General features: G+C 65.3%; 12 protein-coding genes. 5 read left to right on the forward strand and 7 right to left on the reverse strand.

The window, feature by feature from the left end:
• The first annotated feature begins 71 nt into the window (after window positions 1-71).
• Window positions 72-1448 (forward strand): EAL and HDOD domain-containing protein, encoded by a 1377-nt coding sequence (locus tag AB3X89_RS24485; protein ID WP_368585572.1) that lies wholly within the window; start codon window positions 72-74, stop codon window positions 1446-1448.
• A gap of 99 nt (window positions 1449-1547) precedes the next feature.
• Here the strand turns inward: AB3X89_RS24485 and AB3X89_RS24490 are convergent, their stop codons facing one another.
• Entirely contained in the window at window positions 1548-3005 is a 1458-nt protein-coding gene (locus tag AB3X89_RS24490) for an HDOD domain-containing protein (RefSeq protein WP_368585573.1), read from the reverse strand.
• A 95-nt stretch (window positions 3006-3100) separates the two neighbouring features.
• The gene (locus AB3X89_RS24495) at window positions 3101-4915 is read right to left on the reverse strand and encodes a putative bifunctional diguanylate cyclase/phosphodiesterase (RefSeq protein WP_368585574.1); all 1815 of its coding nucleotides are present in this window, start codon (window positions 4913-4915) and stop codon (window positions 3101-3103) included.
• Window positions 4916-5268: 353 nt separating this feature from the next.
• Here AB3X89_RS24495 and AB3X89_RS24500 point away from each other — a divergent pair, with 353 nt between their 5' ends.
• The 3 genes from AB3X89_RS24500 (at window position 5269) to AB3X89_RS24510 (ending at window position 7845) form a co-directional block, all read left to right on the forward strand.
• The gene (locus tag AB3X89_RS24500) at window positions 5269-6570 is read left to right on the forward strand and encodes an EAL and HDOD domain-containing protein (RefSeq protein WP_368585575.1); all 1302 of its coding nucleotides are present in this window, start codon (window positions 5269-5271) and stop codon (window positions 6568-6570) included.
• A gap of 171 nt (window positions 6571-6741) precedes the next feature.
• Window positions 6742-7305 carry a peroxiredoxin gene (locus tag AB3X89_RS24505; protein ID WP_368585576.1) on the forward strand — a complete coding sequence of 188 codons (564 nt, stop codon included), beginning with the start codon at window positions 6742-6744 and terminating at the stop codon, window positions 7303-7305.
• A gap of 75 nt (window positions 7306-7380) precedes the next feature.
• Window positions 7381-7845 carry a hypothetical protein gene (locus tag AB3X89_RS24510; RefSeq protein WP_368585577.1) on the forward strand — a complete coding sequence of 155 codons (465 nt, stop codon included), beginning with the start codon at window positions 7381-7383 and terminating at the stop codon, window positions 7843-7845.
• 17 nt (window positions 7846-7862) lie between these two features.
• Here the strand turns inward: AB3X89_RS24510 and AB3X89_RS24515 are convergent, their stop codons facing one another.
• The 5 genes from AB3X89_RS24515 to AB3X89_RS24535 form a co-directional block, all read right to left on the reverse strand.
• Window positions 7863-11189 carry an efflux RND transporter permease subunit gene (locus AB3X89_RS24515; RefSeq protein WP_368585578.1) on the reverse strand — a complete coding sequence of 1109 codons (3327 nt, stop codon included), beginning with the start codon at window positions 11187-11189 and terminating at the stop codon, window positions 7863-7865.
• Between the two features lie 3 nt (window positions 11190-11192).
• The gene (locus AB3X89_RS24520) at window positions 11193-14327 is read right to left on the reverse strand and encodes an MdtB/MuxB family multidrug efflux RND transporter permease subunit (protein WP_368585579.1); all 3135 of its coding nucleotides are present in this window, start codon (window positions 14325-14327) and stop codon (window positions 11193-11195) included.
• 23 nt (window positions 14328-14350) lie between these two features.
• Window positions 14351-15739 (reverse strand): MdtA/MuxA family multidrug efflux RND transporter periplasmic adaptor subunit, encoded by a 1389-nt coding sequence (locus AB3X89_RS24525; RefSeq protein WP_368585580.1) that lies wholly within the window; start codon window positions 15737-15739, stop codon window positions 14351-14353.
• Between the two features lie 435 nt (window positions 15740-16174).
• On the reverse strand, window positions 16175-17020 hold the full coding sequence (locus tag AB3X89_RS24530; protein ID WP_368585581.1) for an IclR family transcriptional regulator: 846 nt from the start codon (window positions 17018-17020) through the stop codon (window positions 16175-16177).
• An 827-nt stretch (window positions 17021-17847) separates the two neighbouring features.
• Complete coding sequence (locus tag AB3X89_RS24535) at window positions 17848-19014, reverse strand: MFS transporter (RefSeq protein ID WP_368585582.1); 1167 nt, start codon at window positions 19012-19014, stop codon at window positions 17848-17850.
• A 353-nt stretch (window positions 19015-19367) separates the two neighbouring features.
• Here AB3X89_RS24535 and AB3X89_RS24540 point away from each other — a divergent pair, with 353 nt between their 5' ends.
• Complete coding sequence (locus AB3X89_RS24540; RefSeq protein ID WP_368585583.1) at window positions 19368-20036, forward strand: response regulator transcription factor; 669 nt, start codon at window positions 19368-19370, stop codon at window positions 20034-20036.
• The last annotated feature ends 99 nt before the right edge of the window (window positions 20037-20135 follow it).

Here is a 20135-nt window from a genome sequence, read left to right on the forward strand (position 1 = left end):
AAACGCGCCTATGTGCAGCGAAAAACAGAACATAGCGGCCAGGCGCCAGCGGCGCCGAGCGGGGGACCGGAATGACCACCATCGCAATCGAGACTCTGAGCCACAGCGGCACGACCGACGACGCGTCGCTCATCGCCAGCTACGCGCGGCAGCCCATTCTGAATCGGGACGGCATGCTGTGCGGGTACGAGATCAAGGTGCGAGCGCCCGAGCTGCCGCTCGCCGACGCAGACCTCAGCGCCCCGCGAACCAATACCGATCCTCATGCCGACGCGGACGCGTTGCCGGGCCGCGCGCCTACGCCGGTGCAACGCGTCGCGCGCGCGATCGTGCGCGGGCTCGTGCAAAGCGACGTGCGCGGCGCGCTGACCGGCCATCCGGCCTACGTCGACGTGAGCCGCGAGCTGCTGCTCGACGACGCGATCCTGAGACTGCCCGCCGAGCGCTTCATGCTCGAGCTGCCTTCATCGCTCGAAGTCGATGACGAGCTGATCGCGCGTATCGTGTATCTGCATGGCCGTCGCTACCGCTTCGCGCTCGACGACGTCACGCAGCCCGACGAGACTTTCGCGAAGCTGCTGCCGTACGCCGAAGTCGTCAAGATCGACGTCCCGCGCACGCCGCGCGCGCTGCTGTCGAAGCTCGCGAGCGTGCTGAAGTCGGCGGGCAAGCTGCTGCTCGCATCGGGTCTCGATGCGCAGGCCGACTTCGAAACGGTGCATGAACTCGGCTTCGACCGCTTCCAGGGCTATTACTTCGCGCGGGCGCAAAGCGCGTCGACGCGCAGCGTCAGCGCGCCGCGCCACGCGCTGCTCAATCTGCTGCAACTGCTCGCGGGCGACCCGACGGTCGCGCAGCTCGAAGCCGAGCTGAAGCTCAATCCGGTGCTCGTCATGCATCTGATGAAGCTCGCGAATTCGAGCGGCCTCGCGGTCGGTCACAAGGTGACGACGCTGCGCGACGCGATCAACGCGACGGGCACCGATCGCATCGCGCGCTGGACGCAGCTGCTGCTCTATGCCGACGGCCGCAAGGTCGCGCTCGAAGACGATCCGCTGCTGCAACTCGCGGCCACGCGCGCGCGCTTCATGGAGCTCGCGATCGAGCGCATGCCCGAGGCGGGCCGCGACGAAGCCGACGCGGCCTTCCTGACCGGCGTGTTTTCGTTCGTCGATGCGGTGTTCGGCGGCTCGCTCGAGAAAACGCTGAATATCCTCACGCTGTCGCGGCCGATCCAGGCCGCGATCCTGCATCGCGAGGGCAGGCTGGGTCTGTTGCTGAGCGCGGTCGAGGCGCTCGAAGGCGGCGCATGGGAGCGCGTCGCCGCGCTGTCCGAACGTCTTGCGCCGTTGACGCTGGAAGAGGTCGCGCAGATGGGTCTCGCGGCCGGCGCGTGGGCCGGTGTTGCGGATCGCAGCGCGGAAGGGCTGGAGCGGATCGAGGATTGAGTGGGGTGAAAGCCCCACGGATGCCCGCATAAAATCGTTTTCGGGCAAACACGGAAAGAATCAAAGTGAAGCGGAGTGATCAGCGATCACGCCAGGTCTTCACATCGTCTCCATTTCCCGCATCTGCCCCCGGCCGAAAAAACGTCCTAACTCCTTTGCCAGTTCGTTGAGCACGCCCATCTCCTTCTGTGAGATGCGGCGCGCCTCCTGCGTATGCGACCAGTCGCCGTAGAGCAGCGCGACGGTCTGATCGGTTTCGTCGATGATCGGCAGCAGCACGAACGCGCGCGCGTCGTCGAACGAACGCCGGAACCACTCGGGCAGCCGCGCGACCATCTTCGGATCGCGCGCATTCTCGATGAAAATGCCCACCGAGTTCGCGATCGCGAGATGAAACACGTCGGGCTCGAACGCGGTGTTGAACGCGAGCTTCGGCAGCGCCACGTCGATCTTCGGCCCGAAGCCGAGACGCGCCCTGAACGTGCCGTTGCTATGTTTGACGTAGACCACGGTGCGCGCGAAGCCGAGCGCCGCGAGCACAGTCTCGGCGGCCATCGCGAGCGCCGGCGCGAGCGGGCTGCCCTCGGGCAGGCCGCGCAAGTCCTTCACGCCGACCTCGATGCGCGCCTCGGGCGTGAGCGCCTCGCGCGCGATCGCATCGGCATTGGCGCGCAGCTCGACGATTTCGCGCATCACGCTGTCGCCGCCATCCTCGCGCGCGAGCGCGACGCTCATCTGCAGCAGCACCTCGGGGTCGGTGTTCAGCGCGCTGCCGTACTCGTGCGCAAGCTCGCCGATGCGTGCCTCGCGCTCGCCCTCGGGCATGTTCTGCTGCGTGAGCACGTCGGCGACCGCGGTCGAGTAGTTGGTGATTGCGCGCAGCCACTGCACTTGGCGCGGTTGCGTCACGTCCTCCGGATCGAACTCGCCCATGCCGGAGCGGATCGTGTCGGGCAGGCGCCAGCGAACCGCCGCTTCGGCGCCGATTTCATCGAAGGTGACGCCGAGCACGAGCACGCACGCATCGGCTTCGAGTGCGCCGCCGTCGATATGGCGGCGAATCTGGTCCCACTCGGCGTCGAGATAGAACACGACCAGCAGCTTGCCGATTTGCCGCATCAGCGTGCAGACCACCGCTTCCTCGCCGGCGCGCAGGTCGCCGCGCTCGGTCAGCTTGCGCGCGACGCAGCCCGACAGCAGCGTGCGGTTCAATTCGAGTTTCGCGTCGATGCGGCGCGGCACGCTTTGATGAAAGTGATCGACGATCTTCAGACCGACTACTAGGTGGCCGACCGCATCCATGCCGAGCACCATCAGCGCGCGCGATACGGTCGTGATATTGCCGCCGAACGCCATGTACATCGCCGAGTTCGCGAGCCGCAGCACCTTCTGCGTGAGCGCGAAGTCCGACAGCACCACTTGCACGAGGCCGGTGAAGTCGAGGTCGTCGTTGGTCACTGCCGCCATGGTGGTGCGCAGCGATTGCGACAGCATAGGGAAATCGCCGCGCTCGCTCATTCGCGTCCAGAGCCGGTCGAGCACTGCCGCCTTTACCATGTGTGTCCCGCAAAAGCCATACGTGTTCCAGTGAATGCCGTGCCGGTCGTGAGCCGGCTTGTTCCGCTGCCTGGGCGTCGTGTCTGCATCGCCCGTTACGCGCCGTGCAGCTGAAGCTCGCGCGTTTCGAAGCGCTGCGCGAGCTCTTCGGACGGCAGCGCCTTGCAGACGAGCCAGCCCTGAATGTGATCGCAGCCCATCTCGGTGAGCAGGGTGCGCTGCGCTTCCGTTTCGACGCCCTCGGCAACCAGTTCGAGGTCGAGCGTCTGCGCAAGGCCGACGACAGCGCTAACGATTGCCTGATCGTTTCGCGAGGTTAGCAGATTCTCGACGAAACTCCGGTCGATCTTCAGCTTCGCGAGCGGAAAGCGCTGCAGGTACGCGAGGCTCGAATAGCCGGTACCGAAGTCGTCGACGGCGAAGCGGATGCCCATCGCGGTCAGGTCTTCGAGCAAGCCCTTCGCGTGCGCCGGGTCGTGCATCAGCAGACTTTCGGTGATCTCGAACACGAGCCGGCGCGGATCGATGCCGGTCAGCTCGATCGCCTCGCGCACCGAGTCCTTGAAGCGCGGATCGCGAAACTGCTGCGGCGACACGTTGACGGCCACGTACTGCAGCGGGATGCCCTTCGCGTCCCACTGGATCAGCTGCATGCACGCGACCTTCATCACCCAGTTGCCGAGGAAGTTGATGAGCCCGATCGACTCCGCGAGCGGAATGAACATCGACGGCGGCACGAGGCCGTGCACCGGATGCGTCCAGCGGATCAACGCCTCGACACCGACCACGCCCCGCGTGCGGCTGCTCGTGATCGGCTGGAAGTGTAGCGAAAACTCGCCGTTGCGTACGCCGTCGTAGAGGTCGGCCTCGAGCTTCAGACGCTCGGCGTCGGCCGGGTTGTCGTCCGGCACGTAGAACGCGAGCGTGTTGCCGCCCGCGGCCTTCGCCTGCAGCAGCGCGTGGTCGGCCCAGCGCAGCAGGTGCGTGTCGTGGCCGCCGGTGTCGTTGGCGTGGCGCACGTCCGGGTACAGGGCGATGCCGATGCTGGCCGACAGGTGGACCTGCTGACCGTTGAACACATACGGCTGCTGGATCGCGGTCAACAGGCGCCGCGCCAGCGCTTCGGCGGCGGCGGCCGCGTCGGTGCGGCTCGCGGCCGGCTTCACGAGGATCGCGAACTCGTCGCTGGCGATCCGCGCGATCGTTTCGTTCGGGCTCGTCATGTTCAACAGGCGCCGTGACGTATCGCGCAGCATCTCGTCGCCGGCGTCGTAGCCGAGCGCGCGGTTCACCCGCTGATAGTCGTCGAGATCGAGCAGCAGCAGCGCGACCGGCGTGCCGTGCGCGTCGGCCTTCTGTTGTGCGTCGAGCAGCGCATGCACCAGACCCGACTGGTTCGGCAGACTGGTCAGCCGGTCCAGATGCAGCGCCTGGGTCAGCCGCTCTTCGGTCGCGCGCCACGACGACACGTCGAAGCCGGCGATCGCGTAGCCGTCGACGCCGTCATGGTTGCTGCGCACGACCCGCAACTCGACCGTGATCGGATAGGTCAGCGACTTGACGAGCCCGAGCGTCGCTTTCTCGACGCTGCCCGAGGCTGCCGCCTGCTTGAGCAGCGCATCGAGGCGCGGCACGTCGGCGGGGGCGACCAGATCGGGCAGCGTCGCGGTTTTCAGGTATTCGCGGTGATAGCCGATGAAGCGCAGGCTCGCGTCGGACACGTAGATGAAGCGCAACGCATCGTCGACGTGCGCAAGCAGGTCGACCGCGCCGACCACCTGTTCCAGTGGGGGCGGGCGGTTCGCGCTGCTCGGCCGGTCGTCGTCCTCGCGCCGGCCGAACGCCCGCAGCCGGTCGATGACCGTGCGCAAGGAGCCCCGGCGGGGCGCGGTGATCGTGTTCGCTTCCATGTTCGTCGCTGGCAACCTGGGTTCGTCCGCGGGCTGGGCTGCTTGTCCGCCGGTCCGGGCGGCCGGGAAATAGCAGGCCGCCCCATCAGAACGAGATAACGACGCAAGCGGGGAAATCTTTAGCTGCGCGCGGAGAAAAGATCCGGTAATGAGGCGCCCGGTGCCGTCGCTGGGACGATTCAGTTAAAGTGACGCCGCTTCGCGGCCGTTAATACGGCGAATCTCCCTTAATTTGGCGACGCTGATGGCGTCGCGCTGCGTAGACTTTCCGAACCTTGCACCGATGATCCATCTTCGAACGCTCCGTCATCAGGTCCGCCAGCGCCCCACGGCCCGTCCCGCGGGACGTCGAGGTGCGTGATGTCTCCGCCGGCGCGTCGGCCGGCTATTCTGAGCGCGGGTACCCGGACGCGGTCCCGCAGTATGTCTACGTCGGCCGCCAGCCGATTCTGGATCGCGATGGGGCGCTTCACGCGTACGAGCTACTGTTCCGCGCCGGCACCTACAACTACGCCGAAATCAGCGACGACGCGCAGGCCACCGCGCAGGTGGTTGCGCGCACGATCGGCGGAATCGGCGTGCCGGCCGTGCTCGGCCAGCATCGCGGCTTCGTCAATATCGACCGCGCGCTGCTCTTTAGCGACATCGTCCATCTGATGCCGCCCGAGCGCTTCGTGCTCGAAATCCTCGAAACCGTGCGTTACGACGCCTCGCTCGCGCGTCGGCTCGACGAGCTGCACTGCGCCGGTTTCCAGGTCGCGCTCGACGACGTGCACGACCTGACCGACGAGCTGAAGGCGATGCTGCCGTACGCCGACATCGTCAAGATCGACTTCCTGCAAACGCCGCGCCGCAAGGTCGCCGAGCTCGCGTCGGCCTTGCGCGGCTACGGCAAGACGCTGCTCGCCGAGAAGGTCGAAACGCGCGAGGACTTCGCGCTCGCGCACGAGCTCGGCTTTGATCTGTTTCAGGGCTACTTCTTCGCGCGGCCGCAGGTGCTGGCCGCGCCGCGCAACCGCTCGCTGCGCCCGGGGCTGCTGCGGCTGCTCGCGCTGCTCTCGCGCGACGCCGGCATCGTCGAGCTCGAGGCGGAGCTGAAGGTCAATCCGGGCGTAGTCGTGCAACTGCTGCGGCTCGTCAATTCGAGCGCGTTCGGCCTCGGGCGCAACATCGCGTCGCTGCGCGAGGCGATCATCGCGACCGGCACGCGGCAGATCGCGCGCTGGGCGCAACTGCTGCTGTACGCGGATACCGGCGACCTGCCGTGGCGCGCCGATCCGCTCGTGCAACTGGCCGCGACGCGCTCGCGCTTCATGGAGCTCGCCGCGAACTGGCTGCGTCCGGCCGACGGCGAATTCGCCGATGCCGCGTTCATGACCGGGATCTTTTCGCTGGTGCACATCGTGCTCGACAGCACCCCGGACGCGGTGCTCGAAAAGCTCGGCCTCGCGCCGCAGATCCGCGAGGCGATCGTCGCGCGCAAGGGCGAGCTGGGCGCGCTGCTGCTGATCGCCGAGGTCGCGGGCGAGGGCGGCGACGCCGCGCCGGTCGCGACGGCGGCGGGCTTCCACGCACTGACGCCCGACGTGCTATCGCAGCTGAACCTGTCGGCGGCGGCGTGGTTCGGCGCGCACGTGGCGGAGCCGGACGCTTGATGCGCCGGGCCCGCGCGCCGCATTCTTTCGATTGGCTTGTGGTCCTGGCGGCGACTGACGCCGCGTGCGCATCCGTGGTCCAATAGACCGTTCAGCGGCGCCCTGTGACGCCGGCCGAAGCTGTGTTCGATGGACGGGATCAACTGCGTGCGCTCACGCATGGAGGAGCAGATGAAGACAAAACACATACCGGCGGTATTGGCCGCCGTCATGGTGTTCGGATTCGCAATGCATTCGCCGCTCGCCTCGGCAACCCTGAAACCCGGCGATACGGCACCGCCGTTCACTGCCGAGGCCTCGCTCGGCGGCAAGACCTACACGTATTCGCTCGCCGATCAGCTGAAGAAGGGGCCGGTCGTGCTGTACTTCTATCCGGCCGCGTTCACGAAGGGCTGCACGATCGAGGCGCACGAGTTCGCCGATGCGGTCGACGAGTACAAAAAGTACGGCGCGACTGTGATCGGCGTATCGCACGACAACATCGATACGCTGACGAAGTTCTCGGTCAGCGAATGCCGCAGCAAATTCCCGGTCGCGGCCGACGCCGACGCGAAGGTGATCGACGCATACGACGCGGCCATGCCGATGAAGGCCGGCATGGCGAATCGCGTGTCGTACGTGATCTCGCCCGACGGCAAGATCATCTACGAATACACGAGCCTGCAGCCCGACAAGCATGTCGAGAACACGCTGAACGCGCTCAAGGAATGGGCGGCCGCGCACAAGGGTCAGTGAAGGGGCCGCGCCGGCTTCGCGCATTGCTCGTGTGAGGCCCGTGCCAGGCAAAACCATTTACCGGATGAGCTTGCGATGCCGATTCTCGTTGCGTTGATCGCGCTGGTTGCGCTGGGGTACGGCGCGGTACGCGCCTTCGATGCGTTGCAGGCCAGTTTCGGGCTGGCGGTGGCGGAAGGCGTGGCGGTCCTGGTTGCGTTGCTGATTGCCGGTGCGCTCGCTTACTGGCGGCAGCGGCGCCGCGAAGTCGCGCCGAACGTGCGCGACGGCGACTGGACGCACGAGCTGAAGGGCAGTTGGGGGTCGGTGCGGCTCGCGGCGGCCAAGCGGCTCTGCGAGATTCGCGTCGGCGACGAGCAGGGCGCGTATATCTTCGCGGATCTGCTCGGCGCCGAAGCACAGGGCCGCGACGCGCAGGCGCGGCTCGCCGTGAAGGTCAAGGACGCACGGCGCGGCGAGTGGCTCGTGCCGATGTCGAACGAGCGGGCGGCGCGCCGATGGCAGCGGATCTTTTCGCTGGCCATCGAGCAGAAGCTGTGAGCGCCGCCTTCACGACATCATGACGAGGTCGGCGCCGCGCCACCCGTGCGGCGCGCCTTTCTCGCCTCCCAGCGCACGCGGATGCGATCCATGTACAGATACACGACCGGCGTCGTATAGAGCGTCAGCATCTGGCTGACGATCAGCCCGCCGACGATCGAAATGCCGAGCGGCGCGCGCATCTCCGCGCCTTCGCCGCTGCCGAACGCGAGCGGCAACGCGCCTAGCATCGCGGCGAAGGTGGTCATCATGATCGGCCGGAAGCGCAGCAGACAGGCCTGGTAGATCGCGTCGCGCGACGACAACCCTTTGCGCGACGCGTCGATCGCGAAGTCCACCATCATGATCGCGTTCTTCTTGACGATGCCGATCAGCAGGATCACACCGATCAGCGCGATGATGCTGAACTCGGTCTTGAACAGCAGCAGCGCGAGCAGCGCGCCGACGCCCGCGGACGGCAGCGTCGACAGGATCGTCAGCGGGTGGATGTAGCTCTCGTACAGGATGCCGAGCACGATATACACCGCCGCGAGCGCGGCGAGGATCAGGATCGGCTGATCGGACATCGACTGCTGGAACGCCTGCGCGGTGCCCTGGAAGCTGCCGTGGATCGTGGCGGGCATACCGATTTCGGCCATTGTGTCGTAGATCACCTGCGTGGCGGTGGATAGCGACACGCCCGGCGGCAGGTTGAACGAGATCGTCGAGGCGACGAACTGGCTCTGGTGATTGACCGACAGCGGCGTGGTGCCCGGCCCGAAGCTCGCGATCGCCGACAGCGGCACCATCGTTTCCTTCGCGGTCGACACCGGCGAGCCCGACGACGCGCTCGACTTGCCGCTCGCCGCGATCGAGTTGATCGCCTGGTTGCGCGCGGAGTCGGCCGCGATGCTGGCCGCGCTCGTCGCGGTGGTGGCTGCGGTGCCGCCGGTTGCCGCGCTCGTCGTTGCGCCCGTGCTGGTCGCCCTGGACGTCACGGTGCCGGCCGGCGCGTTGGTGGTCTGCGCGCCGCTCGCGCTGCCGCCCGAGGTGCTGACGTAAATCTGGCTCAGCATTTCCGGGCTCTGCCAGTAGCGCGGCGCGACTTCCATCACCACGTGATACTGGTTCAGCGGGTTGTAGATCGTCGACACCTGGCGCTGGCCGAACGCGTCGTACAGCGTGTTGTCGATCTGCGCGGGCTTGATGCCGAGGCGCGCGGCGGTGGCGCGGTCGATCGTCACCATCGCTTCGAGACCGCCTTGCTGCTGGTCGGAGTTCACGTCCGCGAGCTCCTTGCGCGCCTGCAGCGCCTCGGTGAGCTTCGGCCCCCACTTGTACAGATCGGGCGTCGAATCGGCGAGCAGCGTGAACTGATACTGCGCGTTCGATTGCCGGCCGCCGACGCGGATGTCCTGCACCGCCTGCAGGAAGGTGCGCGCGCCGGCCACGTCGCCGAGCGGTGCGCGCAACTGCTGGATCACCTGGTCGGCGGACAGCTTGCGTTCGCTCTTCGGCTTCAGCGATAGGAACATGAAGCCCGAGTTGGTCTGCCGGCCGCCGGTGAAGCCGACCACGCTGTCGACCGCCGGGTTCTTGCTGACGATCTCCATCATCTGCGAGAACTTGCCCTTCATCGCCTGGAACGACGTGCTCTGGTCGGCCTGGATGCCGCCGATCAGACGCCCGGTGTCCTGCTGCGGGAAGAAGCCCTTCGGCACGATGATGTAGAGCACGACGTTCAGCCCGATGGTCAGCAGCAGCACGAGCAGGATCAGCCTCGGATGCAGCAGCGCCCAGCCGAGCGTGCGCTCGTAGCCGCGCTGCATCGACGTGAAGCCGCGTTCGAGCCAGCGGCCGAAGCGGCTTTCCTGTTTTTTCTCGTGCGGCTCGCGCAGCAGGCGCGAGCACATCATCGGCGTCAGTGTCAGCGAGACGATCAGCGACACCGCGATCGCGAGCGACAGCGTCAGCGCGAACTCGCGGAACAGCCGCCCGACGATGCCGCCCATCAGCAGGATCGGCAGGAACACGGCGACGAGCGAGATGCTGATCGACATCACCGTGAAGCCGACCTCGCGCGCGCCGAGGAACGCGGCCTTCATGCGCGGCACGCCGTCTTCGATGTGGCGCGAGATGTTTTCGAGCACGACGATCGCGTCGTCGACGACGAAGCCGGTCGCGATGGTCAGCGCCATCAGCGACAGATTGTCGAGCGAGAAGCCCATCAGGTACATCGCGCCGAACGTGCCGATGATCGAGATCGGCACGGCCACGCTCGGAATCAGCGTCGCGCGCCAGTTGCGCAGGAACAGGAACACCACCATCACAACGAGCGCGACGGCGATCACGAGCGTGCGCTGGGTGTCCTTCAGCGACGCGCGGATCGTCGTCGAGCGGTCCGAGGTCGGGGAGATTTCGACGTCGGCGGGCAGCGACGCGTGCAGCTGGGGCAGCATCGCCTTCACGCGGTCGACGGTCTCGATGATGTTGGCGCCCGGCTGCCGGTACAGGATCACGAGCACCGCCTGCTTGCCGTTGAAGAGGCCGAGGTTGCGCAGGTCCTCGACCGAATCGACGACCTCGCCCATGTCGGAGAGTTTGACCGGCGCGCCATTGCGATAGGCGATGACGAGATCCTTGTACTGCGACGCCTTGGTGGCCTGGTCGTTGGTGTACAGCTGCACGCGGTTCTCGCCGAACTCGATCGCCCCTTTCGGGCTGTTCGCGTTGGCCGACGCGAGCGCCGCGCGCACGTCCTCGAGGCCGATGCCGTAATGCGACAGCGCATGCGGCATCAGCTCGACGCGCACCGCCGGATTCGCCGAGCCGCTCACGTCCACTTCGCCGACCCCCTGCACCTGCGACAGCGACTGCTGCAGCACCGTGGCGGCCGAGTCGTAGAGCTGGCCGGGCGTGCGCGTATTCGACGTCAGCGCGAGAATCAGGATCGGCGCGTCGGCCGGGTTGACCTTGTGGTAGGTCGGATTGCTGCGCAGGCTCGCGGGCAGGTCGGCGCGCGCCGCGTTGATCGCGGCCTGCACGTCGCGCGCGGCGCCGTCGATGTCGCGGTTCAGGCCGAACTGCATCGTGATGCGCGTCGAGCCGACCGAGCTTTGCGACGTCATCTCGGTGACGTCGGCGATCGAGCCGAGGTGCCGCTCGAGCGGACTCGCGACGCTGGTCGCGACGGTCTCCGGGCTCGCGCCCGGCAGCGTCGCCTGCACCGAGATGGTCGGGAAGTCGACCTGCGGCAACGGCGCCACCGGCAGTCTGGTGAATGCGAAGACGCCCGACAGCGCGATGCCGATCGCCAGCAGCGTGGTGGCGACCGGGCGGGAAATAAACGGACGCGACAGGTTCATCGCCTAGTTCCCTGCATCGGTGGCGGGCGGTGTGGCGCTACCGGACGAATCGCCGCGGTTAAAGCGCTCGCGCAGCCTGCGGCCGAGCGAATCGAACGCGAGGTAGATCACCGGCGTCGTGAACAGCGTCAGCAGCTGGCTCACGATCAGGCCGCCGGCGATCGCGATACCGAGCGGCCGGCGCAGCTCCGAGCCCGCGCCGGTGCCGAGCATCAGCGGCAGAGCGCCGAGCAGCGCGGCGAGCGTGGTCATCAGAATCGGCCGGAAACGCAGCAGACACGCCTGGTAGATCGCCTCGCGCGGCGGCTTGCCTTCCTCGCGCTCGGCGTAGAGCGCGAAGTCGATCATCATGATCGCGTTCTTCTTCACGATACCGATCAAAAGCACGATGCCGATGATGCCGATGATGTCGAGATCGTGGCCGGTGATCAGCAGCGCGAGCAGCGCGCCGACGCCGGCCGACGGAAGAGTGGACAGAATCGTGATCGGATGGATGAAGCTCTCGTACAGCACGCCGAGCACGATGTACATCGTGACGATCGCCGCGAGGATCAGGAACAGCGTGTTCGCGAGCGACGCCTGGAACGCGAGCGCCGCGCCCTGGAAGCGCGTCTGGAACGACGCGGGCAGGCCGATGTCCTTTTCCGCCTGTTCGATCGCCTTCACGGCCGCGCCGAGCGACGAACCCGGCGCGAGGTTGAACGACACCGTGGTGGCCGGGAACTGGCTCAGGTGCGTGACCAGCAGCGGCGCGGGCCGCTCGATGAACTTCGCGATCGACGACAGCGGCACCTGGCCGCCCGCCGACGTCGAAGAGGGCAGGTAGATCGAATTCAGCGACGTGGTGTAGTGCTGCATCGTCGGCTGCGCTTCGAGAATCACGCGGTACTGGTTCGACTGCGTGAAGATCGTCGAAATGATGCGCTGGCCGAACGCGTCGTACAGCGCGCTGTCGATCGTGGCCGGCGTGATGCCGAAGCGCGCGGCGGTCGCGCGGTCGATCTCGATGAATACCGAGCGGCCGTTGTCCTGCAGATCGGTCGCGACGTCCGCGAGTTCGGGCGACTGCTTCAGGCGCTCGACCAGCTTCGGCACCCACGTCGTGAATTCGCCGATGTTCGGATCGGTCAGCATGAATTGATACTGCGTCGGGCTCACCGTCGAGTCGATCGTCAGGTCCTGCACCGGCTGCATGAACAGCGACGCGCCCGGAATATGCGCGACGTCCTTCTGCAACTGCCGGATCACTTCGCTCGCGGTGTTGCTGCGGTCGTCGCGCGGCTTCAGGTTGATCAGCATGCGGCCGCTGTTCAGCGTGATGTTGCTGCCGTCGACGCCGATGAACGAGGTCAGGCTTTCGACGTCTGGATTCTTCAGGATCTGGTCGGCGAGCGCCTGCTGGCGCTCGGCCATCGACGCGAACGACACCGACTGCGGCATCTGCGTGATCGCCTGGATCACGCCGGTGTCCTGCACCGGGAAGAAGCCCTTCGGCACGAACACGTACAGCAGGCCGGTCAGCACCAGCGTGAGGACAGCTACGACCAGCGTGGAGCGCTGACGGTTCAGCACCCACGTGAGGGCAACCGCGTAGCGCGCGATCACCCAGTCGATGAAGCGGTGCGCCTTTGCCTCGAAACGGTGACTGTCGTGCGGCGGCGTGTGGCGCAGCAGCTTCGCGCACATCATCGGCACCAGCGTCAGCGACACGACCGCCGAAATGACGATCGTCACCGCGAGCGTGATCGCGAATTCATGAAACAGGCGGCCGACCACGTCGCCCATGAAGAGCAGCGGAATCAGCACCGCGATCAGCGAGACCGTCAGCGAAATGATCGTGAAGCCGATCTGCTTCGAGCCCTTCAGCGCGGCTTCGAGCGCACTGTCGCCTTCCTCGACGTAGCGCGCGATGTTCTCGATCATCACGATCGCGTCGTCGACGACGAAGCCGGTCGCGATGGTCAGCGCCATCAGCGATAAATTGTCCAGCGAGAAGCCGCACAGGTACATCACGGCGAGCGTGCCGATCAGCGACAGCGGCACCGACAGGCTCGGAATGATCGTCGCGTAGATGTTGGCGAGGAACAGGTACATCACCAGCACGACCAGTACGACCGACATCGCCAGTTCGAACTGCACGTCGCGCACCGACGCGCGGATCGTCGTGGTGCGGTCGGTGACGACCTCGACGTCGAGCGCGGCGGGCAGCGACTGCTGCAAGCGCGGCAGCAGCGCCTTGATGCTGTCGACCACCTGGATCACGTTCGCACCCGGCTGGCGCTGCACGTTCAGGATGATCGCGGGCGTGTCGTTAACCCATGCGCCGAGCTTCGTGTTCTCCGGACCCGGCACGATGCTCGCGACGTCGGTCAGCATCACCGGGCGGCCGCTCTTGTATGCGACGACCGCGCTCTTGTACTCGTCGGCGTCGGTCAGCTGGTCGTTCGAGTTGATCGTGTAGTTGCGGGTCGGGCCGTCGAAATTGCCCTTCGGCGTGTTGACGTTCAGGTTCGAGATGGTGGTGCGCAGGTCGTCGAGATTCAGCCCGTACGCGGCGAGCGCGCGCGGGTTCGCCTGAATGCGGATCGCCGGGCGCTGGCCGCCCGACAGGCTCACGAGACCCACCCCCGCGACCTGCGAGATCTTCTGCGCGAGACGCGTGTCGGCGAGGTCCTGCACCTGCGTGAGCGGCAGCGTTTTAGACGTGATCGCGAGTGTAATGATCGGCGCGTCGGCCGGGTTGACCTTCGCGTAGATCGGCGGCGCGGGCAGGTCGGACGGCAGCAGGTTGCCCGCCGCGTTGATCGCCGCCTGGACTTCCTGCTCGGCGATATCGAGCGGCAGGTCGAGGCTGAACTGCAGCGTGATGATCGATGAGCCGGCCGAGCTTTGCGACGACATCTGGTTCAGCGACGGCATCTGCCCGAACTGCCGCTCGAGCGGCGCCGTCACCGACGAGGTCATCACGTCCGGGCTCGCACCCGGATAGAAGGTCTGCACCTGGATCGTCGGATAGTCGACCTCGGGCAGCGCGGACAGCGGCAGAAAGCGCAGCGCGACGAGGCCGACCAGCATGATCGCCGCCATCAGCAGCGCGGTGCCGACGGGACGCAGAATAAAAGCGCGGGATGGATTCATGCGGTAAGTGCCGTGGCTTTACTTTATTGCGATGCTTGCGACGCGCGCCGGCCGCGACGCTCGTGCGCGCCCGAGGCGGCCGCGGCGCCCGGGGGAGCGCTCGCGCCGTGCGCGCCGGACGCGCCACGCGGCCGTTCGGCCGGGATCGTGATCTTCGCGCCTTCGCGCAGCCGGTCCGAACCGTCGGTCACGACGCGCTCGCCGACCGCGAGACCCGACTGGATGCTGGTGCGCTCGCCATCGACCGGGCCGACCTTGACCTGGCGCACGGTGACCGTGTTGTCGGGCTTCACGACGTACACGAAGGCACCCATCGAGCCGTTGAGCACCGCCGAGGTCGGCACGATCACCGCGTCCTTGATCGTATCGACGAGCAGGCGCGTATTGACGAACTGGTTCGGGAACAGGCCGTTGTCCTTGTTCTCGAAGATCGCGCGCAGCTTGATCGTGCCGGTGGTCGTGTCGATCTGGTTGTCCATCGTCTTCAGCGAGCCGACTTCGAGCGGATGCGTGTTGCTGCGGTCGTACGCGGTGGCCGACAGCGACTCGCCGTTGCGCGTGTGCTGGATGATCTGCTGCAGATTGTCTTCGGAGGTCGAGAACACTACGCTGATCGGATCGAGCTGTGTAATTACGACGATGCCGTTGGCGAGGCCCGAGGTCACGTAGTTGCCCGGGTCGACCTGACGCAGACCGACGCGCCCCGACACCGGCGCGGTGATGCGCGCGTACACGAGGTCGAGCTTGAAGCTGTCGACGTTCGCCTGGTCGGCCTTCACCGTGCCTTCGTATTGCCGCACCAGCGACGCCTGCGTGTCGACCTGCTGACTCGCGATCGAGTCTTGCGCGAGCAGCGTCTGATAGCGCTTCAGATCGAGACGCGCGGTGGCGAGCAGCGCCTGGTCGCGCACCAGCGTGCCCTCGGCGTTGCGCAGCGAAATCTCATACGGGCGCGGGTCGATCTGGGCCAGCACGTCCCCCTTCTTGACCATCTGGCCTTCCTTGAAATAGACGTCCTGCAGCACGCCGCTCAGTTGCGGCAGCACCGTGACGGTGGCGAGCGGCGTGACCGTGCCGAGCGCGGTCAGCACGACCGGCATCTCGCCGTGCGTCGCGGCAGCGACGTGCACCGGCTGCGGCATGTTGGCCATCGCGTTCGGACCGCCCCGGCCGAGGCGGCCGCTGCGCGCGCCGCTCTCGGCACCCGGCGCGCTCGCGCCGCTGCCGGGCCCGGCCCACGGATGCCAGCGCCACAGTACGACGCCGAGCACGACCAGCGCCGCGACGATCAGCGCGACGGTGCGGCCGCGGTGGCGTTTCACCGCGCCGGGCGCGCTCGATTGCGCGCCGCTCGCGGACGGCTGGGAAGCGGCAGGGCGTTGGGTTTCCGGGTGCTTTTGTTGTTCGTCCATCGGTTCGGTCAGGTGGCTGGCTTTGTGATGTGAGCCGCCGATACGGTCGCCGCCGTTAGAAAGACGGCGGGCCGGCATATGGGCGGCATGTCAGGCGGTCGTGGCGGCGCGCGCCGCGCAATATTTAGCGCGATGCTATCCGAGGCGCGGGACAGAGATGTTAACGCAATGCGGAATCATCACGGATCGGCGAGGCCTTTTTGACGGCGCTCACGGCTCGCGGCGCGGTCCCGCGACGGGATGCGTGATCGTACGTTGCGGCGTCTGCAACAGTCCAGCCGCGTATTTTTCGGTTAATTACGAAGGTTACAGGATGTTGGCGAATTGTAGGGCAAGGGTGGGCGGGACGCCTTCGTCACTTGACAGACCGCAGGCGGCCGGCGCCGCGTTCGGTCTGCGCGGGGCGCCGCGTTGGCGCCCGTTGCCGCCGCCGGGTCACTCGTCGAGGCGGCGCCCCGGCGTGCCGCCGATCTCCAGCACGATCTTGTCGATGCATTCGAGCAGCGCGGGTGCGGCGTCCGAGATTAGCCATTCGCGCGGACACTGGTCGGCCGCGCCGCCGCAATTGACCGCGTAGCGCTCGCCCGACGGCCCGACGAAGCCGAGCGCGATCGCGTTCAATCCGTTGTACCACTCGCCGGTGGCGATGGCGAAACCGCGTTCGAGCGTGTCCTGGATCGCACTGACGAGACGGCTGCCGATATAGCCCCAATCGTCGCCCTCGGCCGTCTGCAGGCCGATGAGCAGACGGTCGCGGTCCGCTTGCGTAAGCGCGGCGAGGTACGCCCGGCCGACGGCAGTCCGCGTCAGGCTCATGCGTGAGCCGATTTCGAGTCGCGATACAAGCACCGCCGAACGCGGCCGGATCGCGTCGATGACGACCATGTCGTAGCGGTCGCGCACCGCGAGATGCACCGACAACGCGGTGCGTTCCGCGAGTTCGATCAGGAACGGCCGCGCTCGGGAGCGGATGTCGAAGTTGCGCAGAAAGCCGTTGCTCAGTTCGAGCACCGACGAGGTCAGCACGAAGCGCTCGCTGTCGGGCAGTCGCACGAGAAAACCGGTGCCCACGAGCGTCGCGGTGATGCGCGACACGGTGGGCTTCGGGATGCCGGTCAACTCGGCGAGTTCGCGATTGCTGAGCGGAGCGTGCGCGGCGGCGACGGCGCGCAATACGGTCAAGCCGCGCGCGAGCGCGGTGACTTCATCGCCCGGGCCGTCTCGGTCTTTGCTGGCGGGGGCTTTAGCGGTGACGGTTTGATTCGGTGCGGATCGGTTCATGCGTTTTTTTGGAACAGTATTTCAGGCTGCTCGTTCGTTAACCTGTTGACGACCGCCCGCGCGGTGCGGGGGCCTCTCCAAACCGGAGCATCCGTTTCATATATTTTTGGGAAAATCATTGTATCGGAAGAAATTGCCGATCGATGAGCGACTATATCTTTTTGCTTGACTTAGTCAGCATAACCATAAAAAATGGAACCTCATTTCGAAAGCCGCCTTTGCCCGCTGCATATTGGTGCACGCGAGCGGAAAATCCCGGAGTCCAGGATCGATTGCCCGTCCAAGGCGCTTGCGCCTTTCGAAATACCTTCTCTCAGGTTCTAGCACGGCCCTCGGAATGGCTAGAACTTTTAAGGCGTCACGGCAACGTGACGCCTTTTTTTTGGTTCGCAAAAATCGGCACCAAATGCAGGCATTAAATCGCTCCAGCTAAAAAGACGATACGCAATAATCGCCGATAATCACCGGTCTCATTTTACATTTCGTTTTTATTTGCAAACGCAATCGCTGCGAAAGCGCGCATACCGGTTACGCGATTCAATGGATCATGCTCCGCAAATTGAGCTATGTAAATACTTTCAATTTAAAAAGTAAATTATATTGCTCGCCTGCTTCTGGTCGTCTTTCATGCGCTCGTCATCAACACCGAGGCAAGGGTTGCGCCATGAGGGGCTCGGCCTCGAAGTTTTTTACCAACCGCTTTAGCATTATTTATCCGATCCAAGTTATTACGCTGGTGCTGAGCGTTGCATTAATGTCTGTGAACTCCCATTGGTTATTGCAAATGGGGAATCCCTTTAACCCTGTCGTTCAACATTCCGTCGTGGTCACGAACTGAATTGCGCAGCGAGGCGTCGCCTGTCGCGGAGTACGGATAGCACGAGTGCCGACATGCCGCATATCGCGATCAGCGCGGTCAACGCGTTCTTCCCGGCGTGCACGAGCACCCAGCCGCCGACGGCCGGAAAGCCGAACGCACCGAGCGAGTAAGCGACGATGAACCATGTCAGCGCGGCGTGACGATGGATGGCATTGGAATCGTTGACGGCTTGTTCCTGGATCACGGGATAGGCGAGGCCATAGCCAGTTCCGAACAGCACGGCGCTGGTCGGGTGAAAGAGCGTGTGATACGGAACGGCGAACATTGCTGCAATGCCGAGCAGCATCAACATCAGCACGAGTTTCGTCGTGATTTCACGCCGCGAACTGATCACGAGCCGTCCGAGCAGCCAGCGCGCGAGAACGACCGTCACGGTATAGAAGCTGAAGAACGTGCCGGCGTGCGAGCCAGTGCCCTGAACGAGCGACATCTGGAACGTCAATAAGCCGGAGAAAACACAGGCGCACAAGCCAATCATCGCGATCGAATAAACCGCGCGCGTGCGGAGAATGGCGCCCGAATTCAGTGCCCATGGCTTTTGCGTGTGCGTTGCGGGATTCGGCGACAGCCGTGCGAATGCTTCCAGCATCAGCGATCCAGCCATGCACAGCCCCGCGACGACTAGCAGCACGCTTGCAACGCTCCAGTGCAGCGAGCGGATCGCGAACGCGGCTAGCGCCGGCCATGCGCCGATGCCCAGCATTTGTATCGTGCCGAACCGCATGAACCACGAGCCACGATCGGCATTCGTGGTTCGTTCGGCAAGCGCCATTGGAGCGGCGAGACTAAAAGAACCCCAGCCGAAACCGACAAGGAACCCGGGGACGAAACCGATCGCATTCTCTGGCGCGATGACCGTGAAAGCCGCAACGCCCGCGCCCAGGCATAGCGCCGCAATCGCGGTCAAGCGCGCCGCGCCGACGCGCGGCGCGAACCAGTCGACTAGCGGAAAGCTCACGAACGTGCCGATCACCGCTTGCGCCAACGCAATGCCGGTGTTCAGGTCGGTTCCGCCGGCGGTCCGGAAATGCATCGAGAGCAGAAACGTCGCGCCATAACCGCTGGCGGCGAGCAGCGTGCCGAGTAGAACGAAAAGAGCATGGAATGGTTGCATGCTTCGAACTCTGTTGATCGACAAGGGCAGACATATTAATCCGCCAGCCGGCGCTCAGAGGTTCCAGAACGATTAACCCATACCAAGGTATTAGCTCGCCATCCAGAAATCAGTAAACCCTGGACATTCCGATTCAGGCCGCTCGACGCGAATTTCCAATACCAAAGTACTAGAGCCTCTTCATGACGCCCCATGTAAGCTTCAGGCTTGACGTGACAGGGATGACCGCATCGCGGCCGGCAATCCGGCGGCTATTCCCTGCAACGGTCGAGTCAGCTATTGAAGTCCAACTGATATCGAGGGTGTCTGCGATGGCCCATTCGCAGACCGTATCGTAGTAGAAGACTATCTTGATGCTAAACACTGAGACCGCGTGGTCCGCTACCACCGCAGCCAACAGAACCGCGGGCATCGTCTATGTCGTAGACGACGACGATTCGGTACGCGAAGCGCTAACGGGTCTGCTGCGCTCGATCGACCTGGAAGTCGACGCGTTCCGCTCCGCTGAAGAGTTCCTCGCGGCGCCCAGGGGCCCGGGACCAGCGTGCCTCGTGCTGGACGTGCGCTTGCGTGGCCAAAGCGGATTGGCGTTGCAGAAGTCGCTATTGACGCAGCAGCGCGCTCCGATGCCCGTTGTCTTCATGACGGGATATGGCGATATCGCCATGACGGTCGAGGCGATGAAAGCAGGGGCCCTGGACTTTCTCACCAAGCCGTTCCGCGATCAGGACATGATCGACGCGGTGGTCGCGGCATTGCAGCGCGACGCACGACGCCTCGAAGCGGATAGCTCGCTGTTCGAGGCTCGCGAACGGTGGGGCGCGCTGACGCCTCGCGAGCGGGAGGTGCTGGTCAACGTCGCGTCCGGTCTGATGAACAAGCAGATCGCTTCCAGAATGCGCATCGCGGAGGTGACGGTCAAGATTCATCGGGGCCAGGCAATGCGCAAAATGAATGTGCGCTCCGTTGCCGATCTCGTGCGTAAAACGGTTGCGCTCGGCGTAGGTCCATCCGGGCAGTAAAGGCGGGTGCGAACGAAGCCCGCAACGTGGCGATCAGCCAACTTCACCGTCTTCAATTCGACCTCAATGCGGCTTTAATCAGCCCGCCTTTCGCGCACC

It is taken from the genome of Paraburkholderia sp. BR14320, assembly GCF_040948665.1.
Classification (GTDB): Bacteria; Pseudomonadota; Gammaproteobacteria; order Burkholderiales; family Burkholderiaceae; genus Paraburkholderia; species Paraburkholderia youngii.